Below are 16,324 nucleotides of genomic sequence, written 5' to 3' on the forward strand. Positions count from 1 at the left end.
ATACGCGCCGTCGTGAGAAACGGTACGGGGGATTGGGGATTTCCGCTGGTCCATAAACATGCGCTGCCCGGTACACGCATTGCCCTACCCATTGCCGCCGCGGCACACTCGTGCCGACACTTTTCCCACCAAGCGGAGGCGCCTCATGAGACCGCTTCGATTCCCCACCCTGCTCCTGCCGGCCGCGCTCGCGCTGGCGCTGGCCGCCTGCGCCGAAGACCCCGCCGGCCTCTCGCCCGACGACGCCCAAGTGCGGCGCGTCGTGGTCCCGGCGTGCGTGGAGTTCGGGCCGCCCCCGGCGCTCGGCACCGTGTACGGCGCGCCGGTCGCCACGCCCATCAACGCGGTCGTGTTCGTGGAGAACGGCGTCCGCGTCTCCGTGCACAGGTTCTTCACCGCTGGAGGGGCGTTCTACAACCTGATGCGGATCGAGAACGCGTTCGGCGGCTTCGGAGCCGGCCAGATCGCCCGCGCCAACAACATCAACATCGGCTTCGACTACACGGGAGTGGGCTTCGCCGTGAACGCCGTGAGGCTCGAGTGGCGGGACGCCGGCGGAGTCGAGAACCTGCAGGTGAACGCGAGCGGCACGTTCATCGGCGAGCTGGACACGCCCCCGGCCGCACTCGGCGGGGTGGGCGTTTCCTCCAGTTCGTTCGCCATCCCCGGCGGCGACCAGGGGACCACCACGCTCACCGGACCCGTCAGCCGCTTCCGTGTGGGCGGCCAGGAGTTCTGGATCGACCGCGTCTGCGCCTTCCCGTAAGGCGCGGCGGACAGGACCCGGATGCGAAGGAGGCCGGCGCGAGCGATTCGCGCCGGCCTCCGTCTTCCTCCGTACCTTGCCTCCGTCCGGGCCGTTCACTGCGCCGGCACGGCGGGTAGCAGATGGGACATGCGTGGGACGACTGGGACGCGGTCCGGTGAGTGTGTTTCGCCGGGGCGCGGCCTTCGTCGCCTCGAACCGGGCCACGCGGCGGACGCGGGTAGATTCCTCGGTCGCGCCGGGCGATCGTGCCGGGGCAGGAATCCGCGCGGCGCTCCCTCGGAATGACAGATCCTTGGTTCTCCACGTGATTCCCGCACTCACGCACTCACGCACTCACGCACTCACGCACTCACGCACTCACGCACCTCCCCTGAACCTCCGCAGCCTGAGCGAGTTCGCCACCACGCTCACCGAGCTCAGCGACATCGCGGCGCTGGCGAGCACGGGGGAGAGGAGCCAGCCGGTGACCGGGTACAGCACGCCCGCGGCCACGGGGATGCCGATCACGTTGTAGACGAAGGCCCAGAACAGGTTCTGCTTCACCGTGCGGATGGTGGCCCGCGACAGGCGGATGGCCGTCACCACGCCGCGCAGGTCGCCGCGGATCAGCGTCACGTCGCTGGCCTCGATCGCCACGTCGGTCCCCGTGCCGATGGCGATGCCCACGTCGGCCTGCGCCAGCGCGGGGGCGTCGTTGATCCCGTCGCCCACCATCCCCACCCGCTTCCGCTCCTCTTCCTGCAGCCGCTTCACCTCGCGCGCCTTCCCCTCGGGGAGCACCTCGGCCAGCACGCGGTCGATCCCCGCCTGGCGCGCCACGGCCTGGGCGGTGCGGCGGTTGTCGCCGGTGATCATCACCACCTCGAGACCCATCTCCTCGAGCGCCGCCACCGCCTCGCGCGACCCGGGCTTGAGCGTGTCGGCCACGGCCAGGAGCCCCGCCGGGCGCCCGTCCACCGCGGCGAACATCGGCGTCTTCCCCTCGTCCGCCAGCGCCGCGGCGCGCTCCTCCCACGCGCTCGCGTCGATCCCCCGCTCGCGCAGCAGCCTCGCGTTGCCGAGGAGCACCGCACGGCCCTCGACGACGGCCTCGATCCCGTGCCCCGCCACGGCGCGGAAGCCCGCCGCGTCGGCGAGCGCGAGGTTGCGCTCCCGCGCGCCGCGCACCACCGCCTCGCCCACCGGGTGCTCGCTCCCGCGCTCGGCCGAGGCGGCCAGCCGCAGCAGCTCGTCCGCGCCGAAGCCGTCCGCCGGGGCCACGTCCGTCAGCGCGGGCTCGCCGCGGGTGAGGGTGCCGGTCTTGTCCAGGACGATGGTGTCGAGCTTGTGCGCCGTCTCCAGGCTCTCGCCGCCCTTGATCAGCACCCCGTGCTCGGCGCCCTTCCCGGTGCCCACCAGGATCGCCGTGGGAGTCGCCAGCCCCAGCGCGCACGGGCAGGCGATGATCAGCACCGACACGAAGCTCACTAGCGCCATGGTGAAGCGCGTCTCCTCCGGGCCCAGGACGAACCAGGCCGCGAAGGCGGCGATGGCGATGGAGATCACCACCGGGGTGAAGATCCCGCTCACCACGTCGGCCAGGCGCGCGATCGGGGCGCGCGAGCCCTGCGCGTCCTGCACCAGCTTCACGATCTGCTGCAGCGCCGTGTCCCTGCCCACCCGGGTCGCCGTGAAGCGGAAGGCGCCGGTGCGGTTCAGCGTGGCGCCGAACACCTCGTCGCCCGGCCCCTTCTCCACCGGCAGGCTCTCGCCGGTGAGCATCGACTCGTCCACCGCCGAGGCGCCGTCCACGACCACGCCGTCGACCGGGATCTTCTCGCCCGGGCGGACCACCACCACGTCGCCGGGGACCACCTCCTCCACGGGCACGTCCGCCTCCGCGCCGCCGCGGACCACGCGCGCCGTCTTCGCCTGCAGCTCCACGAGCCGGCGGATCGCCTCGCCCGTCCTCCCCTTGGCGCGCGACTCCAGCAGCCGCCCCAGCAGGATCAGCGCGATGATGACGGAGGCCGCCTCGAAGTAGACCGGCGCGCGCGCCCCGCCCTCCATGGCCATCCCCGCGTGGGCGCCCATGGCGAAGAAGCCGGGGAAGAGGGTCGCCGCGACGGAGTAGAGGTACGCCGTGCCGGTGCCCGTGGCGATCAGCGTGTTCATGTCCGCCGCGCGGTGGCGGAGCGCCGCCCAGGCGCCGCGGTAGAACTGCGCGCCCGCCCAGAGGACCACCGGGGTGGTCAGCGCGAGCTGCACCCACTCCTGCCCCCGGAAGGCGAGCCACGGGACGCGCCCGTGCGACATCGCCATCACCAGCACGGGGAGCGAGAGGAGCGCGGCCACCCAGAAGCGGCCGCGCAAGCTCCGGTACTCGGCCGCGTGCGCCGCCGCCAGCGACTCCGCCGCCGCGCCCTCTCCGCCGCCGGGGACGTCGCGCACCCGGTAGCCGAAGTCCTCGACGGCGCGGCGGAGCGCGGCGGCGCCGGTCGTGCCCGGGAGGTACTCCACCCGCACGTCCATCGTCCCCAGGTTGAAGGCGGCCGAGACGACGCCCGGCTGCGCCAGCAGGTGCTTCTCCAGCGGCTGCGAAGAGCCGGAGGGGCGCGCCGAGTCGTCCACCGCGAAGTCGGCGCGCGCCGTCCCCGCGGTCCCGTAGCCGGCGTCCTCGACCACCCTGATGAAGTCGCGCACGCCGGCAGCCGCCGGGTCGTACTCCACGGTGGCGCGCGCCGTGGCGAAGTTCACCCCCGCGCGCCGCACCCCGGGCGCCTTCGACAGCTGCTTCTCGATGCGCCGGGCGCACGCCGCGCACGTCATCCCCGTGATCGGCAGGTCCACGCGCTCGCCGCCGGGGGCGCCTTCGCCGCGGCGCGGCGGCGCGGACGTGAGCTGCACCATCGGCCGCGCCGGATCTTTATCTCTGTTCCCGCGGGCGCCGGGGTCCGGGCCCGCCGTCGTTTTCGCTTCCATGTTCGCCTCCCGCCTCAGCGGGCGTGCCTGTACATGAGGTCCAGCACCTCGCCGTAGGTGTCCTCGGCGCGGCGCTCGTCGCCCGAGCGGAGCGCGTCGGTGATGCAGTGGCGCAGGTGGTTCTTCATCAGCAGCTTCCCCACCCCGCGCAACGCCTCGTGCACCGACGCGATCTGCGTGAGCACGTCGGCGCAGTAGCGCTCCTCCTCCACCATCCGCTGCAGCCCGCGGACCTGCCCCTCGATGCGGCGGAGCCGCGCGAGCGCCTGCTCCTTCAGCTCGCCCTCGACGTGCACCGCCGCCCGCGGCTCGACTGCGTTCTCGGTCATGATCTCGATCCTGAGCAGTAGGATACCCCCGTACCCTATCAATGTGCGAATGATAACCAGGGTGTCAAGGGGGGGATTTCTCCGTGTGCGGAGGAGGAATCAGCCGAGCCGATGGAGCAGCGCGCTCGTTGCCCGGCGAAGGAAGGCGCTCGCCTGCTCGCGGCGAACGGTTGGGAAGTTGTCCAGAAACTCGTCGAGAGAGTAGCCACCGGTCAGATACTCCACCAGCGTATCCACTGGAACGCGAGTACCGACGAAGACGGGCGTCCCGCCCATGATCTCAGGATCGCTGTGGATCACGCTGCCGTCTGGCAGGGCGACAGGACGATTGTCGGGCATCACACCTCCTTCGCTGGTGCCGCGAATCGTACCCGAGCTTCGAGTGCTGGTCCATCCCCACACAACAAGTCCGCCACCGCGCGCCGACCACATGACTGCCGGTGGCCGACAGTGCGCGGTGCTCGGAATTCCGCGTTGCTTCACTGGTGGCGCCTGCACACATTCGCAAACTCCACACAGGGATCGGCATGAACTCCTCAAAGCAGGTGATCGATGAATGACCATGCCTTCCAGGAACTCCTTGAGAGCGTCCGCCAGGGAACGGCGATCCTCCGCGGCGAGATCGAGCCGGCGCGCCGTTTCTTCATTGATGGTTCGCGTGAGCTCGGCACCGGGCGAGCGAGCGATCAGGAGACAGCAGGGGACGGAGATTGGCCTATTTCTAGTGGCACGAAAGAAGACTCTTGATCCTCACGTTGCGTGAGGTCTTACCGTAGTCGCGTCGTGGCCACGACCCTGGGAAGGAGAGAGACGTGACGAGGCTCTGGAAGGTGGGCGAGCTGGCGCGCAGCACGGGGCTGTCCGTGCGCACGCTGCACCACTACGACGAGATCGGGCTGCTCTCGCCGTCGCACCGCACGCAGTCGGGGCACCGGCAGTACGGGGAGGGCGACGTGGCGAGGCTGCAGCAGATCGTTTCGCTGAGGAGCCTGGGGCTGCCGCTGGAGGAGATCCGCGGCGCCCTGGACCGGCGCGGGCTCTCCCTGGCCGAGGTGATCCGGCTCCACGCGGCCCGGCTGCGGGAGCAGCTCGACATGCAGCGCCGGCTGGTGGAGCGCCTGGAGGCGGTCGCCGCCGGGCTGGACCGGGCGGAGGGCGTCTCCGCCGAGGAACTGATCCGCATGATGGAGATGATCAAGATGCACGAGAAATACTACACTCCCGAGCAGCTGGAGCAGATCAAGGCCCGCGGCGAGGAGTACGGGCCGGAGCGCATCCGCCAGTTCGAGGCCGAGTGGGCGCAGCTCATGGCCGACGTCCAGGCCGAGATGGACAGGGGGACCGACCCGGCGGACCCGCGGGTGCAGGACATGGCCCGGCGCTGGATGGAGCTGGTGAGCGCGTTCACCGGCGGCGACCCCGGGATCGCGAGCTCCGTGAAGCGCATGTGGCAGGAGGAGGAGCAGATCCACGGGATCGACACCGCCAACATGCGCCGGATGGGCGAGTACATCGGCCGCGCCCACGCCGCCGCGCAGAGCGCGGGGTGATCTCCTCAGCGCAGCGAAAAGCCGCCCGCACGGCAGGTCCGTGCGGGCGGCTTCTTTTGAGCGGTCGTGTTACAGATCGGCGGTTCCGCGGCGGCGGCTCGCCGAGGTGGCGCGCTCCCGGCATCTCCTGAACCGATTGAGAGGGAATCCGATCCGGTCGACCGAGCCAGGAAGTCGTAAAGGAGAAGAATGATGAGGACGGAGCTGCCGGTGGCGCCGCTGGGCGTCACGGGGATGGAGATCACGCGCGCCGGCTTCGGCGCGTGGGCGATCGGCGGGGCGGGGTGGGCGTTCGGGTGGGGGAGCCAGGACGACGACGACTCCGTCACCGCCATCCGCCACTGCGTGGAGCGCGGGATCAACTGGATCGACACCGCGGCGGCCTACGGGCTGGGCCACTCCGAGGAGGTGGTCGCGCGGGCGCTCGCCGGGCTGCCGCCGGACGAGCGGCCGTACGTGTTCACCAAGTGCGGGCTGGTGTGGGACGAGCGCGACCGCGAAGCCCCGCCCCGGCGCGTGGGCGACCCGGCCAGCATCCGGCGCGAGGTCGAGGCGTCGCTCAGGCGCCTGCGGGTGGAGCGGATCGACCTCTACCAGATGCACTGGCCTGCGGAAGACGGCACGCCGCTGGAGGACTACTGGGGGACGCTGCTGGAGCTGAAGGCGGAGGGGAAGGCGCGCGCGGTGGGCCTCTCCAACCACGACGCCCGGCAGCTCGCCGCGGCCGAGCGGCTGGGGCACGTCGACACGCTGCAGCCGCCGTTCTCGGCCATCGACCGCGACGCGGCGGCCGCGGAGCTCCCCTGGTGCGACGCGCACGAGACCGGCGTGATCGTCTACAGCCCGATGCAGTCCGGGCTGCTGACCGGCGCCTTCGACCGGGCGCGCGCGGCGAATCTCCCCGCCGACGACTGGAGGTCGCGCTCGCCCGACTTCACCGGCGAGGGGCTGGAGCGCAACCTGGCGCTGGCGGAGGCGCTGCGCCCGGTCGCCGAGCGCCACGGGGCCACCGTGGCGGCGGTGGCGGTGGCGTGGACGCTCGCGTGGCCGGGCGTCACCGGGGCCATCGTCGGCGCGCGGAGCCCGGAGCAGGTGGACGGCTGGCTCCCCGCCGCCACCCTGCGCCTGACCGACGCGGACCTGGACGAGATCGCCGGCGCCATCCGCCGGACCGGCGCCGGGACCGGCCCGGAGCGTCCGCCGGTGCCAGCGCCGGTGTGAGCCCTGGAGCCGGGTAAACGCGAAAGCCGCCCGCACGGCAGGTCCGTGCGGGCGGCTCGTCGCGATGGGTGCCCCTCCGGGCTCAGGGAGCCGGGGCCGGAGCGGGCGCGGCCGGAGCGGGCGCGGGCGCGCCGGACTCGGGGCAGCGGTACGCGATCATCTGCCCCTTGCGGTCCTTCGAGACGCCGAAGACGGCCGCGGCGACGCGGCGGCCGCTGCTGGGCTCGCGGACGGTGCCCAGCAGGATGGCGTTCGCGCCGATCTTGCCGGCGCGGCGCTTGGCGGCGTTGATCATCTCCGTCTCGCCGGTCATGTCCACGTCGCCCGAGGTGTGGATCAGGGCGTAGCGCTGGCAGGTGGAGGGGACCTCCTCCTCGCGCAGGAAGACGGTGACCTGGTCTTCGGGGACCGGGGCGTGCTGGGCGCCGGGCACCAGCAGGGTGGACCGGGCGCTGACGCAGCCGGCGAGCAGCAGCAGCGCCGACGCGTACAGGGGGATGCGGTTGCGTGACATGGAAGTGGCGAGAGCGTGAAGGGCGCCGGCCCGGCGCGGGACCGCCCGGAGGCGGGAAAGGACAATCGGGTGCGCAGAAATTGACGCGCGGACCTCCCGCGCGCAAGCACTACCGCGCGGGCGCTCCGCGCCAGAGCACGACGTCAGAACGACTCCTCGCCGAGACCCGCGCCCCGGACGGAGCCGAAGCCGGCCTCGCCGGTGCTCTTGCTGACGTGGACGCCGTACTTCGCGCCGCCGGCCGCCGCGAAGGTCACCACCCAGGCCGCGCCGGTCGCAGCGGCGGCGTCGCCGTCGGTCTCGGCCAGGCTCTCCACCGTCATCCCGGGGAGGTTGCGGACGCCGAACATGGCCTGCATGTCGTCGGCGGGGTCGGCGACGAGGGTGGCGGCGCGCCACACCACCGCGCACTGCTCCTCGGCCGAGAGGCCGGACACGTCGCTCCTGCCCACGTGGGGCATGGCGCGCGGGCAGCCGGTCTCGCCCACCATCGCCCGCAGCACCTCGCGCGTGCGGCCGGGCGAGGGCGGGCCCTCCACCACCAGCAGCCCGAGCGCCAGGACGCCCACCGAGATGAGCGCCGGGCGCATCTTCTTCTTCATCAGCGGGCCGAACCAGTTGGAGAGCATCACCCCCGCCGCCGCGCCCACCGGCGCCCCGCGCATCATCGCCGTCACCCGGTCGAAGTCGGGCGGCAGCTCGACCAGGAAGCGCCTGGGCAGCGTGGACGCCAGGTAGGCGCCCACCACCGCGCCCACGGCCGCCAGGCGCGCGAACTCGGCCCAGTCGAGCACCCCCTGCCGCTTCGGCGCCACCCACGAGACCGACTGGTTGGCGGTGGAGAGGAACTGCTTGGCGGCCTGCTGCTCGGTGGCGTCGGGGGTGGGGCGGGCGAGGGTGTCCGTCATCGCCCGCAGCTCCATGTCGTGCGACGAGGAGATCACCTCGGTCTTCGCCGACTCGTCGCGGTAGCGGGTGCGCAGCTCGTCGGTGAGCTGGCGGACGCGCTGCGAGTGCTGGTGGCACTGGGTGCGGAGCACGTCGGCGTCGGGGCGCGCGGGGTCGGCCAGGAGCAGCCGCTTGCGCCAGAAGCGGGCGCGCTCCTGGTACAGCTCGTCCAGGCGCGAGTAGAAGCCGGCCGAGCGGCGCTTCTCCACGTACAGCGCGACGGCGATCATCACCGCCGCGCAGATCGTGATCACGATCTGCATGGTGTGGATGGGGATAGGGGTGAGAAGAAGATTTTAGGGGAGGGGGAACGGTTGGCGCCAACAAGATCGCGCAAATGCGCGGGCCGCGCCAGGGTTTTGCCCGGCGGCCTCGCGCCATCAGAACGCGATGGACTGGGGCAAATGGGTGGTCAGGTAGCGCTGAGCGACCCGGAAAGGCTCCGATACCTGCTTGAACGATTCCGGATTCCGCTCCTCCGGGGGACGCCAGTCGAAGTTCTCCAGCTCCGTGACCATCACCGTTCCGACCGAAAGGACCTTCCCGATCGTTGCGGCGCGGCTCTGGGCCATGGAATAGAGCGCCTTGTGAAGGAGAGCCTGCGTGACGAGCATGCGCCAGAGCACCGGACGGGTCCTGGGGTGGAAGTACTGGAAGATTTCCAGGAAGCGCCCGAACTTCTCTCCTCCGTGCTTCGGGACGTCATCCTCGAACGCCTTCTGGAACTCCCCGAAGCTCAGGCAGCGCGGAGGCGCATCCTTCTCCCGGAGGATGAGGGCTTCCACGGCCACATCGAGCCAGCCGAGCGTAACGCCCTGCCTCCAGTACCTGGCAGGATCGGAAATCCGCTTCGTCTTCCAGTCGTGGTCGAACGGTTCGTACGGCAAGTCATGGTCGAGACGCGCGAACTCGAACTCGTCGGTGAACGAGATGTACATCCGTTTCGCCAGGAGGTACTGCGCTTCGATCTTCTCGTCCACCGCGAGGTCCACCCCCGTCAGCCGCTCCTGGAGAAGCCGGAACCAGGCGGCGGGAGCCAGCAGATTGTAGATGGTGGAAGACAGATAGTATCCTCCGTCCAGCCAGCTCGGGCCGCCGGGCGGGCCCAGGTGGCCCAGGCGGGCAGTCCGCGCGAGGCTGTAGACGCGGTGGAAGGCGCTCTCGGACGCTTCCGCGAGACGGAACAGCAGCGGCTCGCATTCCTTGTACAGGCGCTTTCTCGCCTCGTACTCGTAATCGCGCCTCGCGTCCTGCTCCGATTTCTGCGCTGCCAGCGCGGCTTCGAGACGCGTATTCTGCTCCTGGCTCGCGCCCTGCAGCCTGGCGATCCTCCAGGTGTTCCACCCGTTCCAGAAAGCTACGGCGAGCGTTCCCAGGAACGTGAGACCAACCCCGGTGAGCGCGAGCGTGGCGGTTCGATGCGCTTCCCGCGCCTGGATCATGGCCGCCAGCGTGTCAGCCTCGACGATCATCTCCGCCTCCACTCCGTAGTGTAAGCGCCAGCCGACGCGCGTCGGAGGTTCTGCCGCTCCGCGGGCGTGGTCGTGCCCGGATCACACCGCCGCCGCCACCTCCGCGCGCGAGACCAGGCCCTGCGTCCCGTTCACCCGCACGCGCTCGCCGTCGTGCAGGCTCGACAGCGCGCCGTGCACGGCCATCACGGCGGGGACGCCGACCTCGCGGGCGGTGACGGCGCCGTGGGAGAGGGGGCCGCCGCTCTCGGTGACCACCGCGCAGGCGGAGTAGAAGAGCGGCGTCCACGCGGGGTTCGTCGTCCGCGCCACCAGCACCGAGCCGGGGACGAAGCGCGCGAAGTCCTCCACCCCGTGCACCCGGCACACCGGCCCCTCCGCCACGCCCGGCGAGCCGGGGAGCCCCCGCAGCGCCCCCTCCGCCGCGGCCTCGGGCTCCTCGCCGTAGACGCGCGGCGGGGCGGCGCGCTTGGCCGCCTCGTACGCCGCCCGCTCGCGCCGCGCCTCCTCCGCGGCGGCATCCTCCACCGGCTCGCCCTCCATCAGCGCCGTCAGCGTCCGCTTGCGCAGGAAGAAGACGTCCTCCGGCCGCTCCACCACGCCGCGTCCCACCAGCCGGCGGCCGACCTCCACCAGCGCCGCGCGGAAGGGGATGGAGAGCCGCGTGGTCTGGTAGTGCTCCAGGTCGTCGAGCCCCGTGTAGGCGCGCGTGAGCCGCAGCACCTCGGCGGCGAAGTTGCGCAGCTCCTCGGGCACCAGCGCCAGGTACTCGCGCTCCGCGGCGGACTGGCGCGCGCGTAAGCTCCCCTCGCGCGGCGCCGGGTCGGCCACGTCGCCCTGGAGGAGCATCAGGCGCAGGTTCTCCAGCACCACCCAGGGCTGCCCGATCCAGGTGGGCACGTAGGCGTCGAAGTCCACCTCGCGGTGCCCGTGGTTCTCCAGGAAGCGCCGGAAGCCGGACGCGAACGCCGGGAAGCGCTCCAGCATCCCCTCCTCCCACGCCCTCCGCCGGTCCACCTCCGTCAGCAGCCGCTCCAGCTCCGGCTCGCCGCGGACCACGCGGTAGAGGCGGTACAGGTCCGCGTTCACCAGGTTCGTCTTGGTCTCGCAGAACGAGGTGAGCGCGTCGTAGAGCGCCGGCGCCCGCTCGCGGCCTACCAGCATCGCCACCAGGGTGAAGAGGGTGCGGTGCAGCACGCCCTGGGTGATGGAGATGGCGATGTTGGGGAGGAAGTACTCGCGCCCCAGCCGGTCGACCGCCCGCAGGTGCCGCCAGAGCTCGCCGTCGGGCAGCGTCTCCAGGTCGACGGCGGCGAAGCGGCCCAGGGCGAGCAGGTAGCGGTCGAGGTCGCGCGCCCAGGTGACGGGGAGCTCCTGCACCCAGCGGTAGCGGTCGATCAGCCACTGCCGCTTCGAGCTGAGCTCCTCCAGCGAGTCGAAGCGCACCTGCAGCGCCTGCGTGAAGAGCTGCACCGCCGTCTGGTTGCCGTAGACGTAGCCGTCGAAGCGCTCGAACCACTTCCCCGCGAACGGCGGGTAGCCGAGCAGCTCCAGCGAGTACGCCAGCGACTCGTGGAAGCCCTCGGTGGTGAAGTCCCAGGTGAGCGGCGTCACCGGGTTGGGGAAGCGCTCGGCCGACTCGTCGCGCGTCCAGCGGGCGGGGAACTCGGTCACCGGGCGCGACTGGAGGAGGTACAGCGTGCCGCCCGCCACCGCCCACTCGGTGTCCTGCGGGAAGGCGTAGAAGCGCTCCACCCGCACCACCAGCCGCAGCAGCTCGGCCAGCTCCGCGTCCGAGAGCGCCGGCGCGTCGCGCTTCTCCGGCGGCACCTCGACGCGCTCCGTCCCGTGCCGGGTGGAGACCAGCGCGTGCGCCTTGGTGCCGACCGCGCGCTGCACCACCTCGCCGGTCCGGCGCGAGAGGACGTACTGGTCGATCCCGCCCTCGCCGGAGACCACCGTCTCGCCCAGCCCGAAGGCGGCGTTGACCACCACCTGGTCCAGGTCGCCGGTGACGGGGTTCATCGAGAACGCCACGCCCGCCACCTCGCTCGCCACCATCCGCTGCACCACCACCGCCATCGCCGCGCCCGCCGCGCCGAAGCCGCGCTCGTGCCGGTAGCGCACCGCCCGGTCCTCCCAGAGCGAGGCGAAGCAGCGCCGCACCGCCTCGATCACCCCGTCCACCCCCGCCACGTCGAGGTAGGTGTCGTGCTGCCCGGCGAAGGCGGCGCCCGCCAGGTCCTCGAGCGTGGCCGAGGAGCGCACGGAGACGCGCCCGCCCCCCAGCAGCGGCGGCAGCCGCGCCCGGAGCGCCTGGTCCACCTCCGGCGGGAGCGGATGCGAGACGAGCAGCGCGCGCACCTCCGCGCACTGGGCGTGGAGCGCGGCCGCGTCCCCGGGCGTGAGCGCGGCGATGCGCGCCTCCAGCCCCGGCACCGCGGCCAGGAACGCGCGGTACGCCGCCGCGGGCACCACCACGCCCGGCGGCACGGGAAAGCCGCCCTGCGTGAGCCGGGCGAGGCTCGCCCCCTTGCCGCCCGCGGCGGAGGGCTCGGTGGCCGCGTCGTCGGTGAACTCGAGGATCATGGGAATTCGGATCGAGGAACGCCAATCGAAGTGGGCCAGACCGGATGGGCAGGTTCAGCCGTCCAACAGGAGGATCCTGCGCAGGGCGCCATGAGAAAGGTCGGCCCGGCCCACAGTGTTATCTCATTCCAAGATAACTTCGCTAAACTTTTTAAGATTCACCGTTCGCCTGTGGCGCTCCGACTCCGCGGCTGGGGCGAACCAGATGTAACCGGTTCGTTATCCGCCTACCGGTCGCGCTGGGAGCGTGTCCTCCGCCCCTTCCGGGCATCGGGCAGACTCCAGTCAGGGATGGAACGGCGCATGAACGCATCGAACATCGGGACCGTGAACGCCGTGTCGCCATGGGCCGGGCTGTAGATCATCCCCTTGCGGATGAGCCCGTTGCGCAGCGGCGCGACTGCGGACACGTCCTCGCCCAGGACGCGAGCGATGTCACCCGACCGGTGCGGTCCCGGACCCAGTTCGGCCATCGCCCGCACATAGTCTTTCTCGCGCGGGGTGAGCCGGTCCATGCGCACCCGGAAGAAACCTTTGTCGAGGTGGTCGAGCGCGTGCTGGGTCGCGCGTTCGGCGTCCTCCACCTCGATCGGCGACGCATCGGCCACGTTCCAGGCATGGTATCCCCACTCTTGAAGGAAGTACGGATAGCCCCGCGTCGTATCCACGATAATATCCAGCGCCCGGTCCGTGATGTCGGCGCCTTCGCGCAGCGTGGGTTCACGGATGGCATTCTTCGCGTCCTCCGGCGGTAGCGGCCCGACGTCGGGAAAGGCGAACAGCCGCTCGGCATACGACTTGGCATCACCGGCGAGCGCGGCGAGCTGCGGCAGGCCCGCGCCGAAGAGCACGAACGGGAGCCCCTTCTGGCCGATCTTGTGCACCGAGACGATCAGCGCCGCCAGGTCTTCCGCCGACACGTACTGCACCTCGTCGATGAAGAGCGCGACCGCGCTGTCCGCCGCTTTCGCGGCCTCGGCGACCGCCAGCAGCACTTCCGGCAGGTCCGACTCCAGGCTTCCCGAATCGGCCGTCCCGGTCTCGGGCTCCACTCCGAATTCGACGTCGCCGACCGCCACCTTGAAAGCGCTGGCGAAGGAGCGCAGAACACCGAGTGCCCGACGCGCCCGGACCTGCACCCGCTCGATACGGCTGAGCCTGAAGAGCAGCTTGCGCAAAGGTGGGACTAGCTGCTCGGCCAGCCGTTTGCTCTCCGGAGCCTCCAGCATGACAGTCTGGTACTCCAGTTCGTCCGCGATCTCGGCGATGCGGTTGAGGAGCACCGTTTTCCCCACGCCGCGCAAGCCGAGGAGCATCTGGCTCCGGGCGGCACGCCCCGCCTTCACCCGGCCAAGCGTAACCCTCGCGTCCGCGATGATCTGGTCGCGGCCAGCGAGTTCCGGAGGTTGTGTCCCGGCTCCGGGAGCAAACGGGTTCGTTGTTGGATCCATAGCAAAGTTACGAAGGTTATCGATCTTATCCAAGATACAGATAACTTTACTAATTTCCTTTATATTCGCAACCCTGCGGGGTGGGGGGCTACCAGACTCCCCCGGATACGGCGCGACATCAAACTAATCGCGAGATCAGGCGCTCGTCACATGGCACTCGACGCCGGTGCTGCCGGCTGCGCCTCCCACTCCGCCGCCAGCCGCCGGATCTCCGCGTCGATCGCCCGCGCCTCAGCGACCAGCTTGCGGCGCGCCTCCGGGCGGCGGACGAAGAGGAGGAAGGTGCGGGCGCGCCGCCACGCCCCGCCCGCGCGGTCGCGGTAGAGCAGCGCCACGGCCCCGGCGTACGGCAGCGACAGCGCGTAGAGCACGGTCCAGAACGGCGTCGCCAGGACGGCGACGGCGAGGATCTGCAGCGCCCAGAAGAGGGGGAAGACCGGGAGGCTCAGGAAGACGGCGTTCGAGGCGAAGTGGTCGCGGTCGGTGGACATCTTCCGCACCAGCGCCTTCAGCACGCCGTACGGCAGCCAGTGGTTCACCGTCCCCCACGCCGCGATCGGCAGGCCCACCAGGAGCAGCTCCAGCTCGCGGAAGACGAAGAACGCCGCGCGCCCCGGCTCCACCGGCAGGAACAGCTCCGGCGCGGTGATCCCCAGCCGCCCCAGCTCGCCGTACAGCCCGGCCAGCCGCCCCTCCAGCGCCGCCAGCTCCTCGCGCCGCTCCCTCGCCAGGCGCTCGCGCCCCGCCTGGAGGCGGTGGATGGTCCGCACCCGCCCGGCCACGTCCGCCGGCTCCTCGCGCCCGAGCGGCGCCGGGGGCACGCCCGCCACCTCCAGCAGCTCCGCCGCGCGGGTGAAGGTCTCCACGTCGCGCTCGGCCGCGTAGCTGGTGGTGAGCTCGCGGATCCGCGCCTCGACCAGGTCCGTCAGCTCGCGCGGGCCGGCCTCCGGGTGCGCGCGCCGCCACTCCCCCGCGTCGAACGGCTCGCCGAAGACGATCCCCGCCGCCGAGCGGAAGCGCTCCTTCGCCTCGAAGTGCAGGCCCACCGGCACCACGGCGAGCGAGGGGTGGTGCGCCACGAAGTCCAGCGCGATGCGCGCCGCGCCCGTCTTGAACGGCCGTAAGCCCGGATCCGAGTGGCTCACCCCCTCGGGGAAGATGCACACCGCGCCGCCCTCCGCCAGCCGACGCCGGCACGCGGAGAGCGCGTCCACGTTCTTCGCCGGGTCGGCGCCCTGCTCCACGTCCTGCGCGCGGTGGAACTCCACCACGTTCAGCGCCCGCATCAGCAGGCGCAGCAGCGGGTTCCGCTTCAGCGTGCTCTTGGCCGTGAGCGTCACCGGCCGCTCGATGCGCGTGATGATGAGCAGCGGGTCGACGAACGCGTTGGTGTGGTTGGCCACGAAGAGCACCGGCCCGCGCTCCGGGACGTTGCCCCGCCCCTGCACGTCCACGCGCCGGAAGAAGCCGAAGAGCGCCGCCCTCCAGAGCGCGCGGACGAAGCGGTAGATCACGCCGCCCCCTCCGCCTCGAGCGCGGGCACCGCGCGCCGGGCGAGCAGCGCGCGCGCCGCGCGGCCGGCCACGAGCGCCAGGAAGACCCCCGCGACCAGGTCCACCACGTAGTGGTAGCGCAGTACCAGCGTCGCGGCGGCGATCAGGACCACGAGGGGAACGTAGATCAGCCCGCGCAGCGTGTTGCGGTGCCGGAAGTCGAAGTACATCGCGAAGAACGACGCGCCCAGGTGCAGGCTGGGGAAGGCGCCGTGCGGCCCACCCAGGGCCTCGACCGACCTCGTCACGACCCCGTGGAAGAACCCGCCCGAGAGCGGCGTGGCGAACTGGTCCGCCAGCTGGACGATGGGGCCGCGCGCCGGGAGGAAGAGGTAGCCCAGGAAGCTCAGCGCGTACAGGATGGCGAAGCCGGTGATGAACTCCTCGCGCTCCCCCGCCGGCCGCCCCACCAGCCCCAGGAAGATGGAGACGTACAGGTAGGGGATGAACGACGCGTAGAAGATGCTCAGGAACTCCACCCAGCGCGTCGCTCCCAGCGGGTCCAGCCACAGCGACGGCGAGTCGCCGAAGAGGAGCGCCTCGTCCGCCGTCGCCAGCCACGGGTCGGCGACCCAGGGGACGGCCCGGAAGGCGACGTGGCCGAGCGTGGTGTAGAGCGTGAACATCACCGCGATCACCGCCAGCGCGCGCGCGAACGCCCCCGGCCGCCGCGCCAGCGCCCACGCCACCGCGCCGAACCCCGCCAGCAGCCCCGCGTGCAGCGCCAGCTCCCCGCCCACCCGCGCGCCGCCCGCGTACGCCACCGCCAGCGTGGCCGTCACGACCGCGAGGATGAACAGCGTCGCCCGGTCGGCGGGATGGATGCGCGCTGCGGCCACGGGGAGAGAGAGAGCGGGACGGGAAGAGATGGAGCCGATCACACCGGCCGCGAAACATGCCGCCGCGCCGCGTCGCCGGGCAAGTGCGTCGTTCCGCTTCGACCGGCATCGGCGCGGCCGCCGGCGGC

14 protein-coding genes are annotated in these 16,324 nt (G+C 71.6%); 4 read left to right on the forward strand and 10 right to left on the reverse strand.

Translation table 11 applies throughout. The annotated features are described in order from the left end of the window. Window positions 1-145 precede the first annotated feature (145 nt). Window positions 146-766: a hypothetical protein gene (locus VF746_21580; protein HEX8695017.1), complete on the forward strand. Its 621-nt coding sequence runs from the start codon at window positions 146-148 to the stop codon at window positions 764-766. 360 nt (window positions 767-1,126) lie between these two features. On the opposite strand, the gene VF746_21585 is transcribed toward VF746_21580, so the two are convergent. The 3 genes from VF746_21585 to VF746_21595 form a co-directional block, all read right to left on the reverse strand. Further along, a complete protein-coding gene (locus VF746_21585; protein ID HEX8695018.1) occupies window positions 1,127-3,730 on the reverse strand; it encodes a heavy metal translocating P-type ATPase in 2,604 nt (867 codons plus the stop codon). 14 nt (window positions 3,731-3,744) lie between these two features. Then, the gene (locus tag VF746_21590) at window positions 3,745-4,059 is read right to left on the reverse strand and encodes a metal-sensitive transcriptional regulator (protein ID HEX8695019.1); all 315 of its coding nucleotides are present in this window, start codon (window positions 4,057-4,059) and stop codon (window positions 3,745-3,747) included. Window positions 4,060-4,158: 99 nt separating this feature from the next. Continuing rightward, window positions 4,159-4,398: a DUF433 domain-containing protein gene (locus VF746_21595; GenBank protein HEX8695020.1), complete on the reverse strand. Its 240-nt coding sequence runs from the start codon at window positions 4,396-4,398 to the stop codon at window positions 4,159-4,161. Between the two features lie 213 nt (window positions 4,399-4,611). Here VF746_21595 and VF746_21600 point away from each other — a divergent pair, with 213 nt between their 5' ends. The 3 genes from VF746_21600 to VF746_21610 all read left to right on the forward strand — a co-directional run bounded on the left by VF746_21600 (window position 4,612) and on the right by VF746_21610 (window position 6,830). Then, window positions 4,612-4,806, forward strand: coding sequence for a hypothetical protein (locus VF746_21600; protein HEX8695021.1), 195 nt, complete (start codon window positions 4,612-4,614; stop codon window positions 4,804-4,806). Between the two features lie 65 nt (window positions 4,807-4,871). Further along, window positions 4,872-5,609 carry a MerR family transcriptional regulator gene (locus tag VF746_21605; GenBank protein HEX8695022.1) on the forward strand — a complete coding sequence of 246 codons (738 nt, stop codon included), beginning with the start codon at window positions 4,872-4,874 and terminating at the stop codon, window positions 5,607-5,609. 189 nt (window positions 5,610-5,798) lie between these two features. Further along, entirely contained in the window at window positions 5,799-6,830 is a 1,032-nt protein-coding gene (locus VF746_21610) for an aldo/keto reductase (protein ID HEX8695023.1), read from the forward strand. Between the two features lie 82 nt (window positions 6,831-6,912). Here the strand turns inward: VF746_21610 and VF746_21615 are convergent, their stop codons facing one another. The 7 genes from VF746_21615 to VF746_21645 form a co-directional block, all read right to left on the reverse strand. Continuing rightward, on the reverse strand, window positions 6,913-7,344 hold the full coding sequence (locus VF746_21615) for a hypothetical protein (GenBank protein ID HEX8695024.1): 432 nt from the start codon (window positions 7,342-7,344) through the stop codon (window positions 6,913-6,915). 143 nt (window positions 7,345-7,487) lie between these two features. Next, window positions 7,488-8,555 (reverse strand): hypothetical protein, encoded by a 1,068-nt coding sequence (locus VF746_21620; GenBank protein HEX8695025.1) that lies wholly within the window; start codon window positions 8,553-8,555, stop codon window positions 7,488-7,490. 117 nt (window positions 8,556-8,672) lie between these two features. Continuing rightward, entirely contained in the window at window positions 8,673-9,764 is a 1,092-nt protein-coding gene (locus VF746_21625) for a hypothetical protein (GenBank protein ID HEX8695026.1), read from the reverse strand. 81 nt (window positions 9,765-9,845) lie between these two features. After that, a complete protein-coding gene (locus VF746_21630) occupies window positions 9,846-12,353 on the reverse strand; it encodes a PEP/pyruvate-binding domain-containing protein (GenBank protein HEX8695027.1) in 2,508 nt (835 codons plus the stop codon). 227 nt (window positions 12,354-12,580) lie between these two features. Beyond that, window positions 12,581-13,804: an ATP-binding protein gene (locus VF746_21635; GenBank protein ID HEX8695028.1), complete on the reverse strand. Its 1,224-nt coding sequence runs from the start codon at window positions 13,802-13,804 to the stop codon at window positions 12,581-12,583. Between the two features lie 146 nt (window positions 13,805-13,950). Next, window positions 13,951-15,318, reverse strand: a complete 1,368-nt coding sequence (locus VF746_21640) for a lysophospholipid acyltransferase family protein (GenBank protein HEX8695029.1) — start codon at window positions 15,316-15,318, stop codon at window positions 13,951-13,953. Further along, on the reverse strand, window positions 15,315-16,196 hold the full coding sequence (locus tag VF746_21645) for a phosphatase PAP2 family protein (protein HEX8695030.1): 882 nt from the start codon (window positions 16,194-16,196) through the stop codon (window positions 15,315-15,317). Before VF746_21645 ends, VF746_21640 begins: the two co-directional genes overlap by 4 nt. Window positions 16,197-16,324 lie beyond the last annotated feature (128 nt).

Origin of the sequence: Longimicrobium sp. (assembly GCA_036389795.1) — a bacterium.
Lineage (GTDB): Bacteria > Gemmatimonadota > Gemmatimonadetes > Longimicrobiales > Longimicrobiaceae > Longimicrobium.

Bases quoted from the DNA above. Each gene is read 5' to 3' on its own strand.
- VF746_21580 (HEX8695017.1), top strand. From the start codon at position 146: ATGAGACCGCTTCGATTCCCCACCCTGCTCCTGCCGGCCGCGCTCGCG.
- VF746_21585 (HEX8695018.1), bottom strand. From the start codon at position 3,730: ATGGAAGCGAAAACGACGGCGGGCCCGGACCCCGGCGCCCGCGGGAAC.
- VF746_21590 (HEX8695019.1), bottom strand. From the start codon at position 4,059: ATGACCGAGAACGCAGTCGAGCCGCGGGCGGCGGTGCACGTCGAGGGC.
- VF746_21595 (HEX8695020.1), bottom strand. From the start codon at position 4,398: ATGCCCGACAATCGTCCTGTCGCCCTGCCAGACGGCAGCGTGATCCAC.
- VF746_21600 (HEX8695021.1), top strand. From the start codon at position 4,612: ATGAATGACCATGCCTTCCAGGAACTCCTTGAGAGCGTCCGCCAGGGA.
- VF746_21610 (HEX8695023.1), top strand. From the start codon at position 5,799: ATGATGAGGACGGAGCTGCCGGTGGCGCCGCTGGGCGTCACGGGGATG.
- VF746_21615 (HEX8695024.1), bottom strand. From the start codon at position 7,344: ATGTCACGCAACCGCATCCCCCTGTACGCGTCGGCGCTGCTGCTGCTC.
- VF746_21620 (HEX8695025.1), bottom strand. From the start codon at position 8,555: ATGCAGATCGTGATCACGATCTGCGCGGCGGTGATGATCGCCGTCGCG.
- VF746_21625 (HEX8695026.1), bottom strand. From the start codon at position 9,764: ATGATCGTCGAGGCTGACACGCTGGCGGCCATGATCCAGGCGCGGGAA.
- VF746_21630 (HEX8695027.1), bottom strand. From the start codon at position 12,353: ATGATCCTCGAGTTCACCGACGACGCGGCCACCGAGCCCTCCGCCGCG.
- VF746_21635 (HEX8695028.1), bottom strand. From the start codon at position 13,804: ATGGATCCAACAACGAACCCGTTTGCTCCCGGAGCCGGGACACAACCT.